The sequence below is a fragment of the Comamonadaceae bacterium OTU4NAUVB1 genome, from assembly GCA_024372625.1.
In the GTDB taxonomy this organism is placed as follows: Bacteria; Pseudomonadota; Gammaproteobacteria; order Burkholderiales; family Burkholderiaceae_C; genus Variovorax.
The window spans coordinates 90,182-110,421 of sequence record CP099603.1 but is presented as its reverse complement, the minus strand read 5'-3'; the positions used below and the strand labels follow the sequence as shown (position 1 = coordinate 110,421).

At 61.9% G+C, this 20,240-nt stretch carries 15 protein-coding genes and 3 pseudogenes; 9 read left to right on the top strand and 9 right to left on the bottom strand.

Annotation, left to right across the window (positions count from 1 at the left end; genetic code table 11):
* The first annotated feature begins 56 nt into the window (after positions 1 to 56).
* Entirely contained in the window at positions 57 to 953 is an 897-nt protein-coding gene (locus NF681_00555) for a GntR family transcriptional regulator (protein UST52502.1), read from the top strand.
* A gap of 219 nt (positions 954 to 1,172) precedes the next feature.
* Here NF681_00555 and NF681_00550 read toward each other — a convergent pair.
* Both NF681_00550 and NF681_00545 read right to left on the bottom strand, forming a co-directional pair.
* Positions 1,173 to 2,426 (bottom strand): annotated as a pseudogene (locus NF681_00550) (aldehyde dehydrogenase family protein).
* A gap of 45 nt (positions 2,427 to 2,471) precedes the next feature.
* Positions 2,472 to 3,749, bottom strand: coding sequence for a sensor histidine kinase (locus tag NF681_00545; protein ID UST52501.1), 1,278 nt, complete (start codon positions 3,747 to 3,749; stop codon positions 2,472 to 2,474).
* Between the two features lie 470 nt (positions 3,750 to 4,219).
* On the opposite strand from NF681_00545, the gene NF681_00540 reads away from it, so the two are divergent.
* From NF681_00540 to NF681_00530, 3 genes and pseudogenes are all read left to right on the top strand, one after another.
* A complete protein-coding gene (locus tag NF681_00540) occupies positions 4,220 to 5,863 on the top strand; it encodes a histidine kinase famiy protein (GenBank protein UST52500.1) in 1,644 nt (547 codons plus the stop codon).
* 121 nt (positions 5,864 to 5,984) lie between these two features.
* Positions 5,985 to 8,372 (top strand): annotated as a pseudogene (locus NF681_00535) (PAS domain-containing protein).
* A 258-nt stretch (positions 8,373 to 8,630) separates the two neighbouring features.
* Positions 8,631 to 8,996: pseudogene (locus NF681_00530) on the top strand (GAF domain-containing protein).
* A gap of 42 nt (positions 8,997 to 9,038) precedes the next feature.
* Here the strand turns inward: NF681_00530 and NF681_00525 are convergent.
* Both NF681_00525 and NF681_00520 read right to left on the bottom strand, forming a co-directional pair.
* Positions 9,039 to 10,358, bottom strand: a complete 1,320-nt coding sequence (locus NF681_00525; GenBank protein UST52499.1) for a DUF2254 domain-containing protein — start codon at positions 10,356 to 10,358, stop codon at positions 9,039 to 9,041.
* Positions 10,351 to 11,307 carry a mechanosensitive ion channel family protein gene (locus NF681_00520; GenBank protein UST52498.1) on the bottom strand — a complete coding sequence of 319 codons (957 nt, stop codon included), beginning with the start codon at positions 11,305 to 11,307 and terminating at the stop codon, positions 10,351 to 10,353. Before NF681_00520 ends, NF681_00525 begins: the two co-directional genes overlap by 8 nt.
* Before the next feature lie 429 nt (positions 11,308 to 11,736).
* Here NF681_00520 and NF681_00515 point away from each other — a divergent pair, with 429 nt between their 5' ends.
* Genes NF681_00515 through NF681_00505 form a run of 3 tightly spaced genes read left to right on the top strand, consistent with a single transcriptional unit; the run spans position 11,737 to position 13,512 of the window.
* Positions 11,737 to 12,114 (top strand): hypothetical protein, encoded by a 378-nt coding sequence (locus NF681_00515; GenBank protein UST52497.1) that lies wholly within the window; start codon positions 11,737 to 11,739, stop codon positions 12,112 to 12,114.
* A gap of 35 nt (positions 12,115 to 12,149) precedes the next feature.
* Entirely contained in the window at positions 12,150 to 12,674 is a 525-nt protein-coding gene (locus NF681_00510) for a sigma-70 family RNA polymerase sigma factor (protein ID UST52496.1), read from the top strand.
* 1 nt (position 12,675) lies between these two features.
* Positions 12,676 to 13,512 carry an anti-sigma factor gene (locus NF681_00505; GenBank protein UST52495.1) on the top strand — a complete coding sequence of 279 codons (837 nt, stop codon included), beginning with the start codon at positions 12,676 to 12,678 and terminating at the stop codon, positions 13,510 to 13,512.
* A 282-nt stretch (positions 13,513 to 13,794) separates the two neighbouring features.
* Here NF681_00505 and NF681_00500 read toward each other — a convergent pair whose 3' ends face one another.
* The 4 genes from NF681_00500 to NF681_00485 all read right to left on the bottom strand — a co-directional run bounded on the left by NF681_00500 (position 13,795) and on the right by NF681_00485 (position 17,738).
* Positions 13,795 to 15,189, bottom strand: a complete 1,395-nt coding sequence (locus tag NF681_00500; GenBank protein UST52494.1) for a hypothetical protein — start codon at positions 15,187 to 15,189, stop codon at positions 13,795 to 13,797.
* A 54-nt stretch (positions 15,190 to 15,243) separates the two neighbouring features.
* Complete coding sequence (locus NF681_00495; GenBank protein UST52493.1) at positions 15,244 to 15,744, bottom strand: DUF305 domain-containing protein; 501 nt, start codon at positions 15,742 to 15,744, stop codon at positions 15,244 to 15,246.
* Positions 15,745 to 16,278: 534 nt separating this feature from the next.
* Positions 16,279 to 16,767 (bottom strand): isochorismatase family protein, encoded by a 489-nt coding sequence (locus NF681_00490; GenBank protein UST52492.1) that lies wholly within the window; start codon positions 16,765 to 16,767, stop codon positions 16,279 to 16,281.
* A 59-nt stretch (positions 16,768 to 16,826) separates the two neighbouring features.
* Positions 16,827 to 17,738 (bottom strand): MBL fold metallo-hydrolase, encoded by a 912-nt coding sequence (locus NF681_00485; GenBank protein ID UST52491.1) that lies wholly within the window; start codon positions 17,736 to 17,738, stop codon positions 16,827 to 16,829.
* Between the two features lie 161 nt (positions 17,739 to 17,899).
* Between NF681_00485 and NF681_00480 the strand changes: the two genes are divergently transcribed.
* Entirely contained in the window at positions 17,900 to 18,889 is a 990-nt protein-coding gene (locus NF681_00480; protein ID UST52490.1) for a helix-turn-helix domain-containing protein, read from the top strand.
* Between the two features lie 279 nt (positions 18,890 to 19,168).
* Here the strand turns inward: NF681_00480 and NF681_00475 are convergent, their stop codons facing one another.
* Entirely contained in the window at positions 19,169 to 19,609 is a 441-nt protein-coding gene (locus NF681_00475) for a DUF305 domain-containing protein (GenBank protein UST52489.1), read from the bottom strand.
* 211 nt (positions 19,610 to 19,820) lie between these two features.
* Here NF681_00475 and NF681_00470 point away from each other — a divergent pair, with 211 nt between their 5' ends.
* A complete protein-coding gene (locus tag NF681_00470; GenBank protein ID UST52488.1) occupies positions 19,821 to 20,219 on the top strand; it encodes a hypothetical protein in 399 nt (132 codons plus the stop codon).
* Positions 20,220 to 20,240: the final 21 nt, after the last annotated feature.

Genomic DNA, 20,240 nt, shown 5'->3' with positions numbered 1-20,240 from the left:
GCCTGCGAAACGTGACGATCCATGGCGGCACCGGCCACGTCGGACAATCCGGTCCCATGCGGACCGACCAATCCATTCCTTCCCAGATCCTCGACCTGATCCGAGCCGATGCCCTCCCCGCCGGCAGCCACCTGCCCGCGCAGCTGCTGGCCGACCGCCTGCGTGTGTCGCGCTCACCGGTCAACGAGGCGCTCTCGCTGCTGGCCGAGAAGGGCGTGCTGCAGCGTCAGCCCAACCGGGGGTATTTCCTGGTCAAGCCGATCGGCGACGGCGAACGCGGTCTGGCCGACCGGCTCGGGCTGGACGAGTCGGACGTCGCCACGCAGGTCTACTTCCGCATCGCCGACGACCGCCTGCGCGGTCTGCTCCCCGACGAGTTCACGGAGGCCCTGCTCAAGCAACGCTATGGACTGACACAGGCCCAGCTCAACGCGGTGCTCGGCCGCATCGCCAGCGAGGGCTGGGCAGAGAAGAAGCCGGGCTACGGCTGGATGTTCTCGTCGATGCTGACCACCGCCGACAGCCTGCTGCAGTCCTACCGGCTGCGGCTGGCGCTGGAGCCGGCGGCCCTGCGCGAGCCGGGCTACCGCCTCGCGCCGTCCGTCATCGCGCGCTGCCGGGCGGCCGAACTGCATCTGCTCGATGGCGGCATCGAGACCGACACGGCCGACCAGTTGCACGACCGGGGCGTGCGCTTCCACGAATCGCTGGTCGAAGGTTCCGGCAATGCCTTCTTCGTCGACACCATCCGCCGCGTCAACCGCGTGCGGCGCCTGCTGTCGTATCGCTCGATGCAGGACCGCAGCCGCTATGTCGAGCACTGCCGTCAGCATCTGGCGATGCTCGACCTGCTCGAGCGCGGCCACAACGACCAGGCCGCGGAGGCCATGCATGAACACCTCTCGAGCACCCTGCGCAACGTGCAGAAGATCAGCGGGCTTCTGAGGCGCTGATCGCTGTCGCGTGCCTTGAACCGCTGCCTTGCTGTTCCATCGCCGGTCGAATGGCTTGACCGTCGCCGTCGATTCCAAGCCGTTCGCCGAGCGCCAAGGCTTGCCGAACGCATTGGCTTGCAGCTTGACGGCCCTGCTTTCTGGTCATCCGGATGATCGATAGATCACGTTCGACTGATTGATCACCGACGAGCACACAGGCTTGGTGGCCCCATCACGTCAGGCGAGCGTATACGCGGTCTTCACGGTCGTGAAGAACTCCTGGGCGTACCTGCCCTGCTCGCGCGGGCCGTAGCTCGAGCCCTTGCGCCCGCCGAAGGGCACGTGGTAGTCCACCCCGGCGGTGGGCAGGTTCACCATCACCATGCCCGCCTGGCTGTGGCGCTTGAAGTGCGTCGCGTGCTTCAGGCTGGTCGTGGCGATGCCCGCGGACAGGCCGAACTCCGTGTCGTTGGCCGTGGCCAGCGCCTCCTCGTAGTCCTTCACCCTGATCACGCTGGCCACCGGGCCGAAGATCTCCTCGCGGTTGATGCGCATGTCCTTGGCGCTCTCGCTGAACAGCGCCGGCGCCATGTAGAAGCCGTCGGTGGCGAGCTTCAGGCGCTCGCCGCCGGCCGCCAGGGTCGCGCCCTCGCCCTTGCCGATGGCGACGTAGTCCAGGTCCTGCTCGAGCTGGCTCTGGCTGGAGACCGGGCCGACGTCGGTGCCCGCGGCCAGCGCGTCGCCCACCTTGATCTTCGCCATGCGCTCGGTCATCGCGGCGATGAACTTCGCATAGATCCCCTCGGTCACGATCAGCCGGCTCGACGCCGTGCAGCGCTGGCCGGTGGCGTAGAACGCGCTCTGCGCGCTCAGCTCCACCGCCTGGGCGAGGTCGGCGTCGTCCAGGACCACCTGCGGGTTCTTGCCCCCCATCTCCAGCTGCACCTTCTTGCCCGAGGTGACGCACTGGATGCCGATCTGGCGCCCGACGCCCACCGAGCCGGTGAAGCTGATGGCGTGGATGCCGGGGTGGGCCACCAGCGCGTTGCCGATCACGCTGCCGCGGCCCATCACCAGGTTGAACACGCCCGCGGGGATGCCCGAGCGGCTGATGATCTCGGCCAGCGCCCAGGCGCTGCCCGGCACCAGGTCGGCGGGCTTGAGCACCACGCAGTTGCCGAACGCGAGCGCCGGCGCGATCTTCCAGGCCGGAATCGCGATGGGGAAGTTCCACGGCGTGATCAGGCCCACGACGCCCACGGGCTCGCGCGTGATCTCCACGCCGATGTTCGGGCGCACCGAGGGCAGCAGCTCGCCCGACAGGCGCAGGCACTCCCCGGCGAAGAACTTGAAGATCTGCCCGGCGCGCATCACCTCGCCGATGCCCTCGGGCCGGGTCTTGCCCTCTTCCCGGGCCAGCAGGGTGCCCAGTTCCTCCTTGCGCGCGAGGATCTCGGTGCCGATCCTGTCGAGCGCGTCGGAGCGCGCCTGAGCCGTCTGAGCCTCAGACTGGGTTTACTCGGCGGTTGCCAATGCCTAAGCCGGGTACGACTTCGGCAACAAAATGGTGAATTCGCTGCCCGACCTGGCATCGGATTTCACCTCCATCGTGGCGTCCAGGACCTCGCACAGGCGTTTGACGATGGAAAGTCCGATGCCCTCGCCTGCCGTCTGAGCCGCGGGCTTGGCAAGAGAAACCGCTGCTGCGTCGGCTCGCGACAGATCGGTCGCTTCATTTGCGATATTGGTGGCATCTTTGAGCGCTTCGGCCAATGGCGATGCAGGGCCGGCGTGGATGCCAGGACCTGTGTCTTTCACCGTGAGTCGCCAACGTGCAGTGTCCTTGCCCTCGCAGTTGGCCCAGCTCACCACGACGCCACCTTCCTGGGTGTACTTGAGCGCGTTGATGATGAGGTTCTGGGCCAGCCGGCGTACCTTCACCGCATCCCCTTCCATCGTCATCCCATAAGCAGGCTCCACCGTTCGAAGGTACAGGCCACGCTGCTCTGCCATCGCCTGCAAGCCATCACAGAGTGACTGAATCAACACCCCCGGCTGGAACTGTTCCACCTTCAGCTTATCGACCCCCGCCTGGAGCCGCGACAGCGTGGTCACGTCGTCCAGCAAGTGCCGCAACGAGTCCACGTTGCGCTCGAGCGTCGTGGTGAAGCGCTCACGTGCGTCGGCCGTGGCGTTCGGCACGCTCAGCGCCCTTGTCGCCACCGCAACCACGCCAACATTGCCGCGAAGGTCGTGGGCCATCTGCTCCCATAGCACGGCCCGCTGCTTGTCGACTTCCGTCAGTGCTGTCATGGCAGCTTCCAGGTCGGTCACATGGCCCAGGGACTCGGCCTGCTGAAGCTTGAAGAATTGGCTCGTGCTTTGTTCCACGCCGGTCGTGTACGCCGCTGCCCACGATTGCCGCGCAGCGGCCATGACATGGTTGTCGGCCTTGTTCATGTGCCCGAAAGCATCCAGCTCAGCGATCATCAAACGGTTGAGGTACCCCAACTCACGAACGACTTCCTGCAGCTTGTAGCCCTGTTGCCATCGGTGCAATCCATGTGCATTGGCAGATTCGACGGTGGCCGCTGAGGACTGCTCGATCGCAGCCTGGCCTTCGGGCAGCAGTTGTCTTTCGAAAGCTTCCAGCACGAATGGCACATGGTCGTCCAGTTGAACTCTGGGCAATGCACTGCCTGAGGTCAACGTGGTGTCAGCGATAACGGCTGCACGCCACTGCTGCAGCAATGCGCTGCGCCGTTTTGCCAGATGGTTGGCTAGACTGAAGAATTCTGGTTCGCTTTGGTGCATTCCCAATGGTATCCGCCCGGTGCTCGGGCATCGGCAGACGTGTCTGCCGGAGTCAGGGCCTGACCAAAAGCAGCACCTGCCACCATGCCAAGCGACCAAAGAAAATTCAGCTATTGGTGCGGGAGGCGAAGTCGTCGCTGTCAGTTTGGGATCTTGCGCACAGGACCTGGGAGCTGTTCGCTGAAGTCCGGCTTGTGTAGGAATCGAGCGAACATGACTCATCCATGTGCATGACGTCTGCGATTGGACCCTTGCTTGCCGAAGCAAGCAAAGCTGGCTTGCTCAAGTCACTTGGTACGTTGAATTCAGCAAAATGTGTCGCGTTTTTGGCACACATCACATGGGGAAATGTCGCTGGCTGACAAGAATTTAGAACCTTTGTTTTATAAGCAGCCCAGTTCATTGACATTTACGAAAACTTGTGCGCACTCCCGGTATGTAATCGCGCGTAACTTATTTTGCTTACGCTCATGACGTCTTCCTTCGAAAAACCGCCCATCAAGGACTCCAAGGTCGCCGGTGTCTCAGTGGCCGACTCTGGCGCTTACGCCATCTCCGGACACCGAGAAGACATTTTCTTCGCTGCAATCGAGACGACCCGCATGCCGATGATCGTCACGGACCCCCATCAGAGCGATAACCCAATCGTCTTCGCCAATCGTGCGTTCCTCTCGACCACTGGGTATGCGATGGAAGACGTGATGGGACGCAACTGCCGGTTCCTTCAGGGACCGGACACGGATCTTTCCACTGTGGCCGAGGTGCGTGCCGCTATCAAGGACCGCCACGAGACCAATGTTGAGATCCTGAACTACCGCAAAGACGGCACGAGCTTCTGGAATGCCCTCTACATCTCGCCCATCTTCGATGAGAACAAGGAGCTCGTGTACTTCTTTGCCTCGCAGCTCGACGTGAGCCGCCGGCGAGACATGGAGGATGCCTTGGGTCAGGCGCAGAAGATGGAAGCCCTGGGTCAGTTGACCGGCGGCATCGCGCACGACTTCAACAACCTGCTGCAGGTGATGTCCGGGCACCTGGACTTGTTGGAATTCAGGAAAAAGGCGGGTTCGATGACCGATGCCGCCTTGGAGCGCGGCCTGAGCAGCATCCGCAGCTCGATCGTGAAGACCTCGACCCTCACCCAGCAGATGCTGGCCTTTTCCCGCAAGCAGCGCCTCGAAGGCCGGATGGTCAACCTCAACAGCTTGGTGGGCGATCTGACCGACCTCGTCAAGGAGACGCTGGGGGACAGGATCGAGCTACACAAAGAACTCGTTGGTGACTTGGGCAACTGCCAGCTGGACAGCACGCAACTGGAAACAGCCCTGCTTAACATCCTGGTCAACGCCCGCGATGCGATGCCTGAGGGCGGGAAAATCACCCTCAAGACGCGCAACATCGAGGTGGATGCACGGGACGCGCAGTCTTTTGCAGGCTTGCCGCCCGGCCAGTACGTGGCGCTGGTCGTGGCCGACACCGGCGAAGGCATTCACCCGGACATCATCAAGCGGGTCATGGACCCCTTTTTCACGACCAAGGAAGAAGGCAAGGGCACCGGGTTGGGCCTGTCGATGGTCTACGGCTTCGCCAAGCAATCCGGCGGCATGGCCGACATCTATTCAGAATTGGGCATCGGCACGACCGTGCGAATGTACTTTCCACGTTCGGGTCGTGTCATGCAGCCGGTCGAGCAGGTGGTTCAGCGACCTGCGGATCAGGGGGGAAAGGAGACGATCCTGGTGGTGGACGATCGCCCGGAAGTCGCGGGCACGGCGCGGGACATGCTCGAGAGCCTGGGCTACACGGTGCATGTGGCGGGCAGCGCCCAAGAAGCACTGACCCTTCAGCGCGATCAGCAAGACCAATGGACGCCGGACCTGCTTTTTTCCGACCTCATCATGCCCGGCGGCATGAACGGCTTCGGCTTGGCGCGTGAGCTGCGTGGGCGGTTGCCCAGTGTCCAGGTCCTACTGACCACGGGCTATGCGGGTGCCTCGGACGGCATCGACGCAGATGAGAACTCCGAGTTTGAAATCCTGAAGAAACCTTACCGGTTCGCTGATCTGGCGCGACGCGTGCGCGGCGTCTTGGACAGGCGTGCGCTCGCACTGTAAACGGTTGAAATTCACTGTTTGGCTTGACGCCTGAAGTCTCTGATCGATCGCTGCCATCGCCTTGCTAGGCCTGATCAGTAAAATCAAAGGCTTCCGTTGTCTGTAGGATTTTGCCGTCTTTATGTTTGATTCGACCGGTCGAAGTCCTGCAGCCGCAGCCACTTCAGCGCCTTCCGCCCACCTGCAAACCTTCGGACCCGACCAACGACTGCAACTTGCCTTGGATGCGGGCGCCATCGCCGGCACGTGGTTCTGGGACGTCCAGGCTGATGTGTTCACAGCGGATGCCCGTTTCGCGGACCGCTTTTCTCTGAATGAGCACAAGCTTCGCCGAGGCATGCCGCTTGCCGAGGTCACCCAGTCCATCCACCCTGACGACGTCAAGCGCGTCAAGGCGTTGATCGCCCAGGCGCTGTCAGCGGGTGGACCCTACCGAGCACAATACCGTGTGCTTCGCTCGAACGGTGCCTACGGCTGGATCGAAGCCAATGGCAAGGTGCTGCTCGACGACACCGGACTGCCACTGAGTTTTCCTGGCGTCTTGATCGACATCGACCGTCACAAGGCGGTCGAAGCCAAGTCGGCAGCCTTGATCAGGCTGGGCGACGATTTTCGTGGCTTTGGCGCGGCGAGCACCATCGCATCGACGGCCTCGCGCATCTGCGGCGAGTGCCTGGAGGTCACGCGCACCGCGTACGGCGTTGTCTCTGCGGTGGAGGACGTGGTCGATGTGCAGGGGAATTGGAGCGCCGACGGCACATGGCTCAGTCTCTCGGGCGTCTACCAGTTCGAAGCCTACGGCACCTACATCGCCGACCTTCGGCGTGGCGAGGTGGTCAGCATCGCCGATGTGGCTCTTGATGCGCGCACAGCCAGGCAGCAGGCCAGGTTCGCTCACATGCAGATCCGTGCGCTCCTGAACGTTCCGCTGATGCGCGACGGCCGGCTGGTGGGCATCTTCATCGCGCTCGACAGCGTGCCTCGCATCTGGACGGCCGAAGAGGTGGACTTCGTGCGCAGCGTGGCCGACCGGACCTGGGCCGCCATCGAACTGGCGGACGCCCACGCCCTGCTTAAAAACCAGGTCAAGGAGCGCACCGAGGATCGCGACCGGCTCTGGGAGTTGTCGCGTGACATGCTGCTGGTGGCGGCCTTCACCGGCGAAATCCTGGCAACCAACCCCGCGTGGAACCGGGTGCTGGGATGGTCAGAGCATGAACTGCTGGGCACCTCGATTTTCGACCTCGTTCACCCCGATGACCTGGACCACACGATCAAGGGTGCGTCGGCAGTCGGGATGGGAACCGAGTTTCCCGGTTTCGAGAACCGATACCGTTGCAAGGACGGCAGCTACCGAAACCTCTCCTGGAGCGCTCGTCCTGGGGACAACGTCATCATTGCCTCGGGTCGAGACGTGACGGTGTTGCTCGAGCAGGTCAAGTCGCTGCAGGAAGCAGAGGATCAGCTTCGCCAGAGCCAGAAGATGGAGGCAGTGGGTCAGTTGACGGGCGGCATCGCGCACGACTTCAACAACCTGCTGACCATCATCAGCACCTCGATCCAGTTGCTGCAGCGACCCGGCATCGCCGACGATCGTCGCCAGCGCTTCATGGGCGCCATCTCCAATGCGGTCGTCCGCGCCGGCAAGCTCACGGGACAGCTGCTCGCGTTTGCGCGCCGGCAAAGCCTCAAGCCCGAAGTCTTCGACGCCAAGGACAACGTGGCGGCCATCGGCGACATGATCCAGACGCTCATCGGCTCGCGCGTGCGACTGTCGCTGAAGCCCTCCGGACACGCCTGCCTGATTCATGCCGACACCGGCCAGTTCGACACCGCCATCGTCAACATGTGCGCGAATGCACGTGATGCGATGGATCACGTGGGCGACCTCACCATCGAGACACGCATCGTGCCATCACTGCCAGCGATCCGTTCTCATCCCGCTGTTGCCAGACCGCATGTGGCCGTGTCGGTTTCCGACACCGGCAGCGGCATCGCCGCAGACCGCCTGGACCGTGTCTTCGAGCCCTTCTACACCACCAAGGCGGTGGGACAAGGCACGGGCCTGGGGTTGTCCCAGGTCTTCGGCTTTGCCAAGCAGTCGCACGGCGATGTTCAGGTCAAGAGCGTGGTGGGCAAGGGCACAACATTTACGGTCTACCTGCCGTTGAGCCAGAACGCTGCCCTGAGCGAGGACATCGCGGAAGACGAGTCATGGGCGCAGGGGTCCGAAAAAGGCTGGTTGCTGCTCGTCGAAGACAACCCGGACGTGGCCAACACCACATCGGCCAGCTTGGAGGAGCTCGGTTTCGAAGTCTTCGTCGCCAGCAGCGGCGCCGAGGCCTTGGCGGTGTTGGCAGAGGGCTCCCATTCATTCTGTGCCATGGTCTCGGACGTGATGATGGCGCCGATGGACGGCATCGATCTGGCGACGCAGGTTCGAACCCGCCATCCGGCACTGCCGATCCTGCTGTGCAGCGGCTACAGCAGCGTGCTGGCCAGCAATCACGACCATGGCTTCACGCTCCTGCCCAAGCCCTATGGCATGGATCAGCTGGTGAAATCGCTGCGCGAAGTGATGCGTAAGGCCAAGCCGATTCAAGACGCTGTCAGGACCGACGAACCAGGCACGGCGTCAGACCTCGAAAACGCCGAACATGCGCGGCTGTCCGACCTTGAGTCCTTGGGCGTCCTGGACACCGGAGAGGAACTGGAATGCGACGACGTGACGTCCCTTGCCGCAGCGTTGTTCGATGCGCCCATCGCGCTGATCTCGATGATCGATTCGGATCGCCAGTGGTTCAAGGCACGCATCGGCTTTCCGATGCAGGAGACACCGCGCGAGCAGTCCTTCTGTGCGCATGCCATCCAGCGACCGGACGAGGTCATGGTGGTGACCGATGCCACCCAGGATCCGCGCTTCGCGCACAACCCATTGGTGACGGGCGAGCCCTTCATTCGGTTCTACGTGGGCGCGCCGCTCGTCACGTCCTGGGGTCATGCCATCGGCACGGTCTGCATCATTGATACGGTGGCCAGGGAGGCGCAGCCTCGCCAGCTGGCGGCCCTGAAAATTCTGGCACGGCAGGTGGTCCAGCGGCTTGAGCACAAAAGGTCTTCAGGAGAGGCATGAAAAGCGTCGACCTCGAGTCGATGAGTTGCTGGCCCAACGTCATCAGGCGTCAAAACAGCCTCGACGCACTTTCTCGAAGCGATTGACGCGCTCGAGGACGTCTTTTAGGTCCGACGTGTTCTTGACGTCGCGCCGGGCATCGTCTGCCACCAGTGCAACGTGCCGGGACAACGCCGCGTGGCGATCCTGGCGCGGCTCGCAGGACGCCACCGCGGTCAGCACATCGATCAGGCGGGTCAAGACGGCCGTGCTGCCGGCCGCGTTCTGGCGGATCATGTGGAACATCGCATCGGTCAGACCGTCGTAGCTCACCCTCGGGACGACCAGACAGACTGTGCCGGCTTCCGTCCAGAGGCCATGGGGCAGGTGACGGCCCACGAGGTCGCACAACGCGACGCCCAGCCGGTCGAGCACGCTGATGGCGGTATGGGGATCGTTGATCCCGGGCGACAACGCACGCACCGCAACTTCGACAAGTTGGCGAATGGTGTACTCGAGGTCATCGGTGCTGGTGCGTTCGCTGCTCATGCCCGTCACGGCACGGATCGCACCACTGACGTCATCGAGCGTTCCGTCATCTCCGGCAGGCGGCTTGGCGAGGGCGATGGGCGCACCCGGGAACGCATGGTCGCCGGGCCTGATCAGCAGTTTGATCGGCGTCTTTTGATCCGCAGCCCAGCGGGCCAACGCTGCCTGATCTAGATGCTCGAGGTAACCACGCCGCGCATCGAAGACCGGCCTCGCCGTGTGCCAGTCGACGTCATCGGAAGCGGCAGCGGGCCGCTCGATGGTGGTCAGCCGGAGGATGGCAGCGCGCACGTCCTGGCTGACCAGATCGATGACCGTGTCCACGTTGATCCGGCTGGCCATGTGCCCGACGAAATACACCAGCATGCCCACGCACCCGAACGCCAGCACGATGCTCACGGACAGCGACAGGTGCGGAACGAAGGTGCCCTCGTCTTGGGTCCTGACACTGCGCAGCACCATCAGGGCATAGGAGAAGGTGGCGAGAAAGGCGCCCAGGGTCACCTGGTTGCCGCGGTCGTGCGTGAAGTTGCGCAGCAGCCTGGGACCCATCTGGCCGGCCGCCAGTGACAGGGCGGCGATGGTGATCGAGAAGACCGTGCCCGCCACGCCGATGGTGGACGACGCCACAGCGCCGAGCAGGGTACGGGCTCCGGTCCCACCGCCGTTGTAGAGCCAGCGCCCGCGGAGCAAGGCATCCGGCAAGAGGCCGCTGCGATCGATCTCGATCGAGCCGATGGCGCCTACGATCCCCGCGATCACCATCAGCCCGGGAATGATCCAGAAGCGACCGCTCAGGAATCCCCAGACCTTGCCGATCGACTTCTTAAGCACGGGCGCGTTCCCGCCGGATCTCGATGGGCGGGAAGCCGACGATGTCGTAGGTCGCGGAGGCGATGCCGATGCCTTCGGTCTCGAAGCGCTCGACGATCTCCCGGCTCATCGCATCCTTGGCGCTGCGGATGCTGTGTGTGCCCACCAGGAAGCGAACGGTCAGTTCCAGCCAGTTGTCAGTGATCCGGAAATACACCTGGGGACGCATGTCCTCGAGGCCCAGGCCGAAGTCGGCCTGGATCCTCGCACTCTCCTCTGAAGGGATCTGCGCGACGTCAATGCCGTGGCGCGACGCCGAAGTCAGAAGGATCTGCTCGACCAGGTCTCGCTTTTCCTTGAAGGTGATCGGGATGGTCATCTCCTCCCACAGGTAGGGAAACTCGCGCGTGTAGTTGAACACCGGCTCGCTGAAGATCCGCGAGTTGCTGACCGTGACGATCCGACCCGTGAACTGCCGGCTCTTGACCCACATGGCTGGGTCGGCGGCCTGGACGCTGGGCGGCTGGCCCATCTCCATGATGGTGGTCTGGATGAAGCCCAGGCGCATCACGTCCCCCCGCACGCCGCCCATGGAGATGCGGTCGCCGACGGTGAAGGTCGAACCCCTCAGGATGACGAAGTAGCCCGCCAGGGCCGTGATGACCTGCTGCAGTGCGAAGGCGAGACCGGCCGACATGAGGCCAAAGGCGGTGGCGAGCCGCGCGGGATCGTTGAACCAGATGGACAGCAATCCCAGGATCAGGACCACGGCGCTCAGGAGACTGACGCCCTGTCGCATCCAGAACCGCCCCTGCACTCCGGGATCGTGGGTGCCCGTGGTGACCTTGCCGAACAGGGCCTTGATCGCCTTGCTCACGAGCAGGACGGTCGCGATGAAGATCACCGAGAGCAGCAGCTTTCGCCCGTTTTCGGGATTGATGCCGACCCAGTCGATTCCCAGTATTTCCATGTCGTTGTCTCAGAAGTGAGACGCGATTGAAACTGGAGAAATAACCGCCTCAGGGCAACTTCCATCGCCAGGAAGCAGTGGAACCATCGCGACCTGACGTCAGCCAATCGCTTGGCGACTGCTGGCTGGCTTGCTCCTCAAACCAGCAGACTTTCGCGCGGATCGTCGATCAGAGACTGAAGCACTCTTACGCCCAACCGATGGCGCCTATGACCACAGCCATGTCTTACCAACATGCATGTTCTCATCCATGACAGACCATTTTGTTGATAAACCACATTTTGGCGATTTATCAACGGCGAGTGTCTTGAGCGAACCGACCCTCTCAGGCTGTTCATTTCAACAAAAAAATGGGAAGTCAAGTGGAATAAACAGCCAGCGTCGCGCGTCCATCCAGTGTCTTCTCCACTTTTCCTTCAAGGGACTTCCATGAACAAGCACCTCGTCTCGACTCTCGTTCTCGCCATCGCCGCCGCGTCGGCTGGCCTCGCCCAGGCTGCCGCCCCAGTGAAGACGGCCGGCGGCATGCTGGTCAACACCAGCGGCATGACGCTCTACACCTTCGACAACGACACCGCCGGCAGCGGCAAAAGCGCCTGCAACGGCCCGTGCGCCGGACTGTGGCCGCCGGTGATGGCAGAAGCGGACGCGAAGCCCGAAGGCGACATGACCCTTGTCACGCGAGACGACGGGACCAAGCAGTGGGCCTACAAGGGCAAGCCGGTCTACCTCTACAAGTCCGACATGAAGGCCGGCGACATGACCGGCGACAACTTCAAGAACGTCTGGCACGTCATCAAGCCCTGATCAGGCTGGTCGGCACGAGGACGAACTTCCAGCCCATGCGCGCACAGGACGAAGCCGCGATCGTCGCTTGCATTCCCGGCCTGCGCCGTTACGCGCGCGGGCTGGTGTCGGACGCCACGCGCGCCGACGACCTGGTGCAGGACACGTTGGAGCGGGCGTGGAGCCGGTTCTCGCTCTGGCAGAAACGCGGAGACGTCCGGGCCTGGATGTTCGGCATCATGCACAACCATTTCATCGACGGCGTACGCGCCAGGGGCAGCCGACCCGAGGACAGCGCGGGTGACGACCTGCCCGAAATCCCGCAGCGCGCCAGCCAGTCCGACGGCATCGAAGTCCGCGACCTGGACCGCGTCCTGCAGCGGCTGCCCGTGGAGCAACGCGAGGTGCTGCTGCTCATCGCGGTCGAGGAAATGAGCTACGCAGAAGCCGCCACCGCGCTCGGCGTGCCCATCGGCACGGTGATGTCCCGGCTGGCGCGCGGCCGCGACAAGCTGCGGCAGGAACTGCAAGGCCGCGCGCCGTCAGCCCAAGCGGTCGCACCCCTGCGCAGGATCAAGTGACATGGACTCTCCCCCACTCAAACCCATTTCCACCGACGGCATCAAGCCGGTGACCGAAGCCGATCTGCATGCTTACGCGGACCACCTTCTGGACCCGACCCGGCATGTCGAAATCGATGCATTCCTGGATGCGCATCCGACCGAACGCGAGCGCGTAGACGATTGGCGTGCCCAAAACCTGGCGCTCAAGCAGTTCCTCGATCCGGTCCTGTCCGAGCCCTTGCCACTGCGCCTGCCGCTGAAGCCGGCGCCGGGGGCGGGCTGGCAGGAATGGCCGTGGCGCTCCCTGGCAGCCGGCGTGGCGATCGCGGTCGTCAGCACCGGGTCGGCCTGGTGGGGCCGTGGCGCCTACGACGGGCAACTGCAGCGCAGTGCCACGCTGGCCGCGGCGCGGGCGGGCACGCTCAATGGTTTTGCCCACCGCGCGGCCGTGGCACACGTGGTCTACAGCCCGGACGTGCGTCGTCCGGTCGAGGTCGGCGCCGACCAGGAGCAGGCGCTCGTCACCTGGCTGACCAAGCGCATGGGCACCGAAGTAAAGCCGCCCGACCTGCGCGCCCTGGGCTACGAGCTCATCGGCGGGCGGCTGCTGCCGGGCGACAAGGGGCCGGTGGCGCAGTTCATGTTCGAAGGCGCGAAGGGTGAACGTCTGACGCTGTACGTCACTCGCGAGGATGCCGGACGCGAGACGGCCTTCAAGTTCGGCCAGGACGGCCCAGTCAATGTCTTCTACTGGGTCGACAAGGATTTCGGCTACGCCATCTCGTCGGGCGACAGCAAATCTGAAATGCTGCGGGTCGCCGAAGCGGTCTACAGCCAGCTCGAAGGGCGTAGATAGCCTGTAAGTGTTGCTGGCGAGGATGCGGCCTATGAAATACCAAAACAATAGCTCAATTAAAGCATCGAACTGACGTCACGATTCATGCGACGTTTTGCAGCCAGGCCGCAAAACTGTATTCGCTAGCCGCCTCGAGGGCCGTCCTAATACCAGTGCGATCTGGCAGTACAGCTTCCAAGGAGGATCCTGCATCGTCAAGGACTGGACCAAGCGGATTGATCTATATCCGCTTCGCGCAGCAACGTCGCCGCACGACACAGCAAAAGATCCACGGACCCTGGATCACATCGGGTTACGTAGAACGACCTTGGCTGCTTCCAATGGTCCGTTGCCTTCGATGACCACGAGGGCTGGGGGAGTCGAATTGGCTTCCGACTGCAGACGCTTGACCTCGCGGATTTCCCCGATCGCCGTGCCGTTGGCCATCCCCGCCAAATTGGTCTTGAAGCTGGCAACGGGCACTTTCTGATCGCCTGCAAAGATGCTGTAGACCGTCTCAGGCTTTAGCTTGTAGAGAAACACTTCCAGCGCATCGACCACGCCGAAGTTACGTGCCACCACGAAGCCCTTGGCGTCACCGGACGTCGGCAGGAGTGGGATGTTGACAGGGGCCGCATTCGCCAGCGGCTTCAAGTTGTCCATACCGGCACCGGACGGTACGGCATTCGACACATAGACCAGCGCTTGAGGTGCCTGGCCGACGGGTACAGTCGCAACGACTTTATCGCTGGCGGTGTCGATCACCTGGACCGCATCGCCGTTTTCCAGGCCGACATACATGCGTTCACTGTCGTCCGATGCCCAGACGCCATGCGGCAGCGCGCCAGTCATGATGGTGTTCAACAGCCTTGCTTCGCCATCGGTCGAGTAGACCTTCACGACATTTTCTCCACCCACCGCGACGTACGCCAGCGTGCCGCGTGCCGTTTTGGCGAATCCGAGATGGTTGGTGATGAAGCCGGTGTCGACGACACTGGTCACCGCCATCGATTTCACGTCGATGCGCGTGACCTTGCCGACGTCCTTGTGGCCCATCCAGACCTCTTTGCCATCCGGGGTGAACTGCAGGAACGGTGAGAACGGGCTGATGACGGGTATGCGTTTGATGATTTTGTACGAGCGGGTGTCGACCACAGCCACTTCGGGTGTGAAGCTCGAGACCACAAGCGCGCGCTTGCCGTCGGGCGTGAACAGCACCATGCCAGGACCAGGTGCAGTTTCGATCCGGCGCTGCTCCCTGAAGGTCTTGGCGTCGATGACAGAGATGTAATTCTCTCCGCGCACCACTGCCCAGACTTCCTTGCCGTCGCGCGTGAAAAAAGCCTCATGCGGCGAACGACCAACATAGGTCACGCCCTTGACCTGGTTGGTCGCCGTGTCGATGAAAGTCACCGAATTTGAGCCGTTGGCAATGGCGACCAGCGTACGGTGATCAGGCGAAAAGCCGAGGCCATGCACGTTGATCTCACCCTTGTACAGCGGCGACAGCACGTCGGGACGCTGGTTACCGAGCCTGATTTGGCCAAGCAAGGTGTTGGTGTTGGGGTCAACCACCGACACCGTGTTGGTGTTCTGGTCCGCGGTGTACACGCGATCGCCAGGCTTGGAGGCTGACGATGCAGCAAAAGATGCGGCAGCAAGCACTGCGGCGATGACGAGAGGCTTGAGAAAATTCATGAAGGAAACCTTTTTCGGCGTGCTCACACACCAGGGTTAGAGACCGCAGTGCGGTTACTTGGTAGGCGTTGTTTGACGCGCGAGCCAAGCCTGCATCACCCGGATTTCGTTGGCCTGCTCGGTGATGATTCCCTGCGCAAGATTGCGCACTTCGGGATCCTGGGTGTTGAGCAGGATCGATTTGGCCATGTCGATGGCACCCCGGTGATGGGGAATCATCATGGTCATGAAGTCGTGCGCAGGCTGACCGTTCATGGGCGCGTTGCGCATGCCGTGATCCATGACGGCCATGGCATCACCCATTAACGCATCGAAGGGCTTGGCTGTGCTGGCCACGAAGCTTGGAGGTGCCGCGCCGTTGGCAGGCATGCCATGGACGTGCATATCGGCGGCCTGCGTCAATGCGCTTCCTGAAACCAGCAACCCAATGGTGGCCGCGCGAAGGAAGCAGCCTCCTGTGGAGCTTCGTTCGACCATGCGCTGCACGAGCGTGCGACAGCAACCTGCTTGCCAACGAACGGTGGGCAGCGTGAGTGCAGGAGGACAAAGGCTCAAGGGTTACTTTCGGTTGTCTGCATGGATGGACGGATGAGGTGGTCCGTTTATTCCAGGTCCACGTTCAACTCATGAGCGCGTGGTGGTTTCAGTGACCGCAAAGGCGCTGCTCACTTCACCTCCAGATGAAAAGTGCACCGCACGGCCGCAAACGCCGAGGACTTGGATGCGCTCTCTGAAGATGGCTGAGGTGTACGTGGTCAGGCAAGGTCGGCCATGGCCAATCGACAGCGGCGCAGTTTGAATGCTGATCGCAGGTGCAACGACCACACCGAGTGGAGAACCTTGAGCTCGATGAGGTCACAGGCACGAGGCTCATTGTTTCAAGCTGCATGCGGTTTTCTAGAACGGCGCGTAATGATGAAAGGGATGTTGATAAATCACATTTCGCCGATTTAGCATTAAAGAAAACGAAAAAGGCCGGCATAAAAATATCAACCTTTTTCCCTACTTTAAATTTTCAACGCTTAATAGTATTCTGAAAATCCAACATCGATTTTGTCAAAACCAAATAGATGTAGAGCAGAAGTTATTTTATGCTATTCGACACCGAGCGCTCAGACCCTGCAAGGCCAAGTCACTCAATGCTTTGGCAGGCGCAGCGCAGCCTTTGGCAATGATGTGAACGTTCATGTCGCGTGCTTGCGGGGACAGTGCGGTATGGGTGACGCAGTGCTGCGTCAGCATGCCCGTGAGGTAGAGGTCCGTGATGCCGGCGTCACGCACGATCTTTTCCAGATCGGTCTCGAAGAAGCTGTCGGCTTCCCTTTGCACGACGACGGGAACGTCCCCAAGCGCGGCGGCAACGCTGGCATGCGTTTTCACGCCTTTCGTATCAGGCTTGAAAGCAGGCGCATCCGGCGCATTGACGTGCTGCACGCTGACGACCAGCCATCCCTCGCGTTTTGCATGCTCGATCGCTTCGATGGCGCCTCGACAGGCTTCTTTGGCACCTTCCAGCACGAATCCTCCGCCAGGAAAGTATTCATTCTGGATGTCGATGACGACGAGTGCTTGTTTCATTGCTTGGTCTTTCTGTAGGTGGACGGAACAGCTTGGCATCGCGGTCGATACAGCAGGGCTCAGAACCGCATCGTCTCGCCATCCGCAGGAATGGCCACGCGATCCTGAATCTTTTGCTCCTGCAAAAAAGCGCGCAGTTCTTTGCGGCTGAGCGACATGTGATTCACCGAATCCATGTGCACCGCCACGATGGCCGCCTTGGGCGCTGCCTTGGCAGCTTGGAGGGCGTCCTGCTTGCCCATGATGATCGGGTGCTCCTCGAAGCCGCTCATGAGGGCACTGCCGGTGTTCAGGACGATGACGTCCGGCTTGTGAGTCGTCAGGGCCTGGTCCACCTCTGGACGCCAGACGGTGTCACCGGCCACATAGACCGTCTTGGCCTTGGGCGCCGAGAACACGACGCCCATGACCGGGCCCATGCCCTCTGAACGTACGGGATCCGCAAACCACAGGTCGGTGCCATGCTGGCCACCGGTCTTGCTCAGCTTCACGCCATTGAACGTGGTGGTGTCTTGAAGCACACGCACGTCCTTGAAGCCCTGACCACGGATCGTTTTGGCGTCCAGGTCGTTCTGCACAAAGATGGGCATGTCTTTGGGAATGCGCTTCTGTGCGGCTTCGTCCCAGTGGTCAGTGTGGGTGTGGGTCACCACGACGGCTTCGACGCTCTCGAGCACTTGATCGGCCGTGAAAGGCAGATCCACCAGGGGATTGCGCAGTTCGCTGCGGTAGGTGTTGGGGAAACCTGGGAATGCACCCTTGGCTGAGAGCATCGGATCGACCAGGAACGTGGTGCCTGCGAAATCGATCTTGACGGTCGCATTGCGAATCTGCTGGAGCTGCACGACGGTTGCCGCTGTGGGAGCGGGAACGCTTGAAGCGCTGTTGCTGGAGTAGGCCGTGCCGCAGGCGACGATCATGCCGATGCTGCCAAGTGCGGCGGTGACACGCAGAACATTCAAGACTTTCATGGGGATTTCCTTACCGATCGTTGGTTTGCTGGTTGTGCACGATGAACTGGTGTTCGTGCGGTGGGTCCAGTTTGCGGATCGAAGACGCTTTGCACCATTGGCCCGGATGACTTTGATCGCTAGGATTGGGCCATTCGTTCAGTCTTGTCCCTGGAGCTGCCATGCCACCCGTCCGCGTCGCCGTGCTTGCCTTCGAGGGCGTCAGCCTGTTTCACCTCTCGGTGCCCAGCATGGTGTTCGGAGTGACGCCGGCACCCGCGGGCTTCCCGCCGTACGAAGTGCGCTACTGCGCACCGACGCCCGGTCGTGTGCGCTGTGACCAGGGCATGGAGATCGAGGTGCCCAGCGGCCTGGATGCCATGGTCGATGCCGACGTCGTCATCGTTCCGGCCTGGGACCATCCTGAGAACGCTGCGCCCGCAGTGCTGAGCGAGGCCTTGCGAAAGGCCCATGCGCGCGGCGCGCAGGTGGTCGGTCTGTGCCTGGGCGCTTTCGTGCTGGGCGATGCCGGCTTGCTCGACGGGCGCCGAGCGACCACCCACTGGGCTTGTCGCGAACTCTTCGCCACGCGCTTTCCGCGGACCGACTTTCTTCGCGATGTGCTCTACGTGGACGATGGCAACGTCATCACATCGGCCGGGACGGTTGCGGCGATCGATTGCTGCCTGAACCTCGTGCGTCAGCGCCACGGCGCCGACGTCGCCAACCGCGTCGCGCGGATGCTGGTGACACCGCCTCATCGCCAGGGCGGCCAGGCCCAGTACATCGAGCAGCCGGTGCCTGCGCTGCCGAGCGAAAACCGCTTGCCCGGCGTGCTGGAATGGGCACGCAGCCACTTGTCTGAACCGCTGTCGCTGGACACCCTGGCTGACGTCGCGCGGATGAGCCGACGCACCTTCACGCGACGTTTTCGCGAGGCGACGGGCACCACCGTGGTCAAGTGGCTGGCTGCGGAGCGCATCGCGCGGGCGCAGCAGTTGCTGGAAACCACCGACTTCCCGATCGAGCGCGTGGCCACCGAAGTCGGGTTCGGCACCGCCCTCTCGCTGCGCCAGCTGTTCGCCAGCCATCTCCAGACTTCGCCCTCTGCCTATCGAAAGCTTTTTTGCATCGATCGGCAAAACGCTCTAGAAGTAGCACACGAAGCATAGAAGCCAACAGCCCGCATTAGGGCGTTGGACGATGTGACCCAGTGCTCTACAAGCGCCAGCAAGCAATCAGTCAGACATCAGATCTGTTGATTAACCACAATTGGCTGATTTATCATCAAGCCAAATGTAAAAAGCCGACGTCAGGCGTCGGCTTCAGCGTGCATTTTACCATGATCAAATATCTGCATGCTGGCATTTTCAATGCAGCATCGAATTTGATTTCAGCACTTTATTTATTTTTAAATCCACGGCGATCTATGTTCGCTTTTTTAATCTGGTTTAAGAACCCTTGGCAGGCGAGCCATTTTTAGTCAAAAAACGATCGATGGTAGCTATTTCCTTTTTCTGCGTTTTGATGACCTCTTGCGCCATTTTCCGCATCGAAGCGTCCTCGCCATTTTTCAGTTCCATCTCCGCCATGTCGATGGCGCCTTGATGGTGAATGCGCATCATCTGGGCAAAGTCCACATCGTGATTGCCCGTCATGGTCATGCCAGCCATCTTGTCGTTCATGCCTTTCATCATCGCCTTCATGTCACCGCCGTGGTTCATGCCCCCCGCGGGCATGGCGTGACCGGCCATGGGAGCTTCTGCCTTCGCAGGCTGAGCCTGCACGGCCAGCGGCGCCGCCAGCGTGCCAAGCAAGCTGAACGCACAGACCGCCTTCAGCAGAAAATTGCTAGAACGCTGGGTTAGGCGAGCGTTGAAAGTGAGTTTCATAGGGATCTCCTTGGGTTAAAAGTCGTGGCAACAGGTTGAGTAACCTCGCACGGCCTCTGAGGGTCCAGCAGCCTGGGCTGTCATGTGCTGTAGGCCATGCAGATGGATTGGCCCGTCGATGCGCACGCACACGGGATCGCACGTGCGTTCATGCACGAGGTCCATCCCCACGCGTGACCACAGGGTGCCGGCATCTCGCTACACTGCGCGCATGTTTTCCCGGATACGTCTGTTTTTGCTGTGGGCCGTCATGCTCGCTGTCCCCTTCCAGGGATACGCGGCAGCGACCATGGCATTCTGCGTGTCCAGCAGTTCGACAATGTCACAAACCCAGGTGCTGCAGACAGCGCGTGGTGTTCCTGACGCGGTGGCCGTCCATGACCATGGTCAGATTGACCCGACGCTCAGCGCGCACGAGCACGATGCACATGTGGCCGACGACGACGCCGGCCACAAGTGCGGCACCTGTGGTGCGTGTCATTCGTCGGCATTGACCACTGCTCTGCATCCCCCGGCGCTCTTCACGCTTCCCCAAGCGGATTTGCAAGAGCCCGTTGACGTTGCCCGCAACGTCGAACCCCGTCTCCTCGACAAACCGCCTCGCGCCTAAGGCGTTCGCACGCCCGTGAAG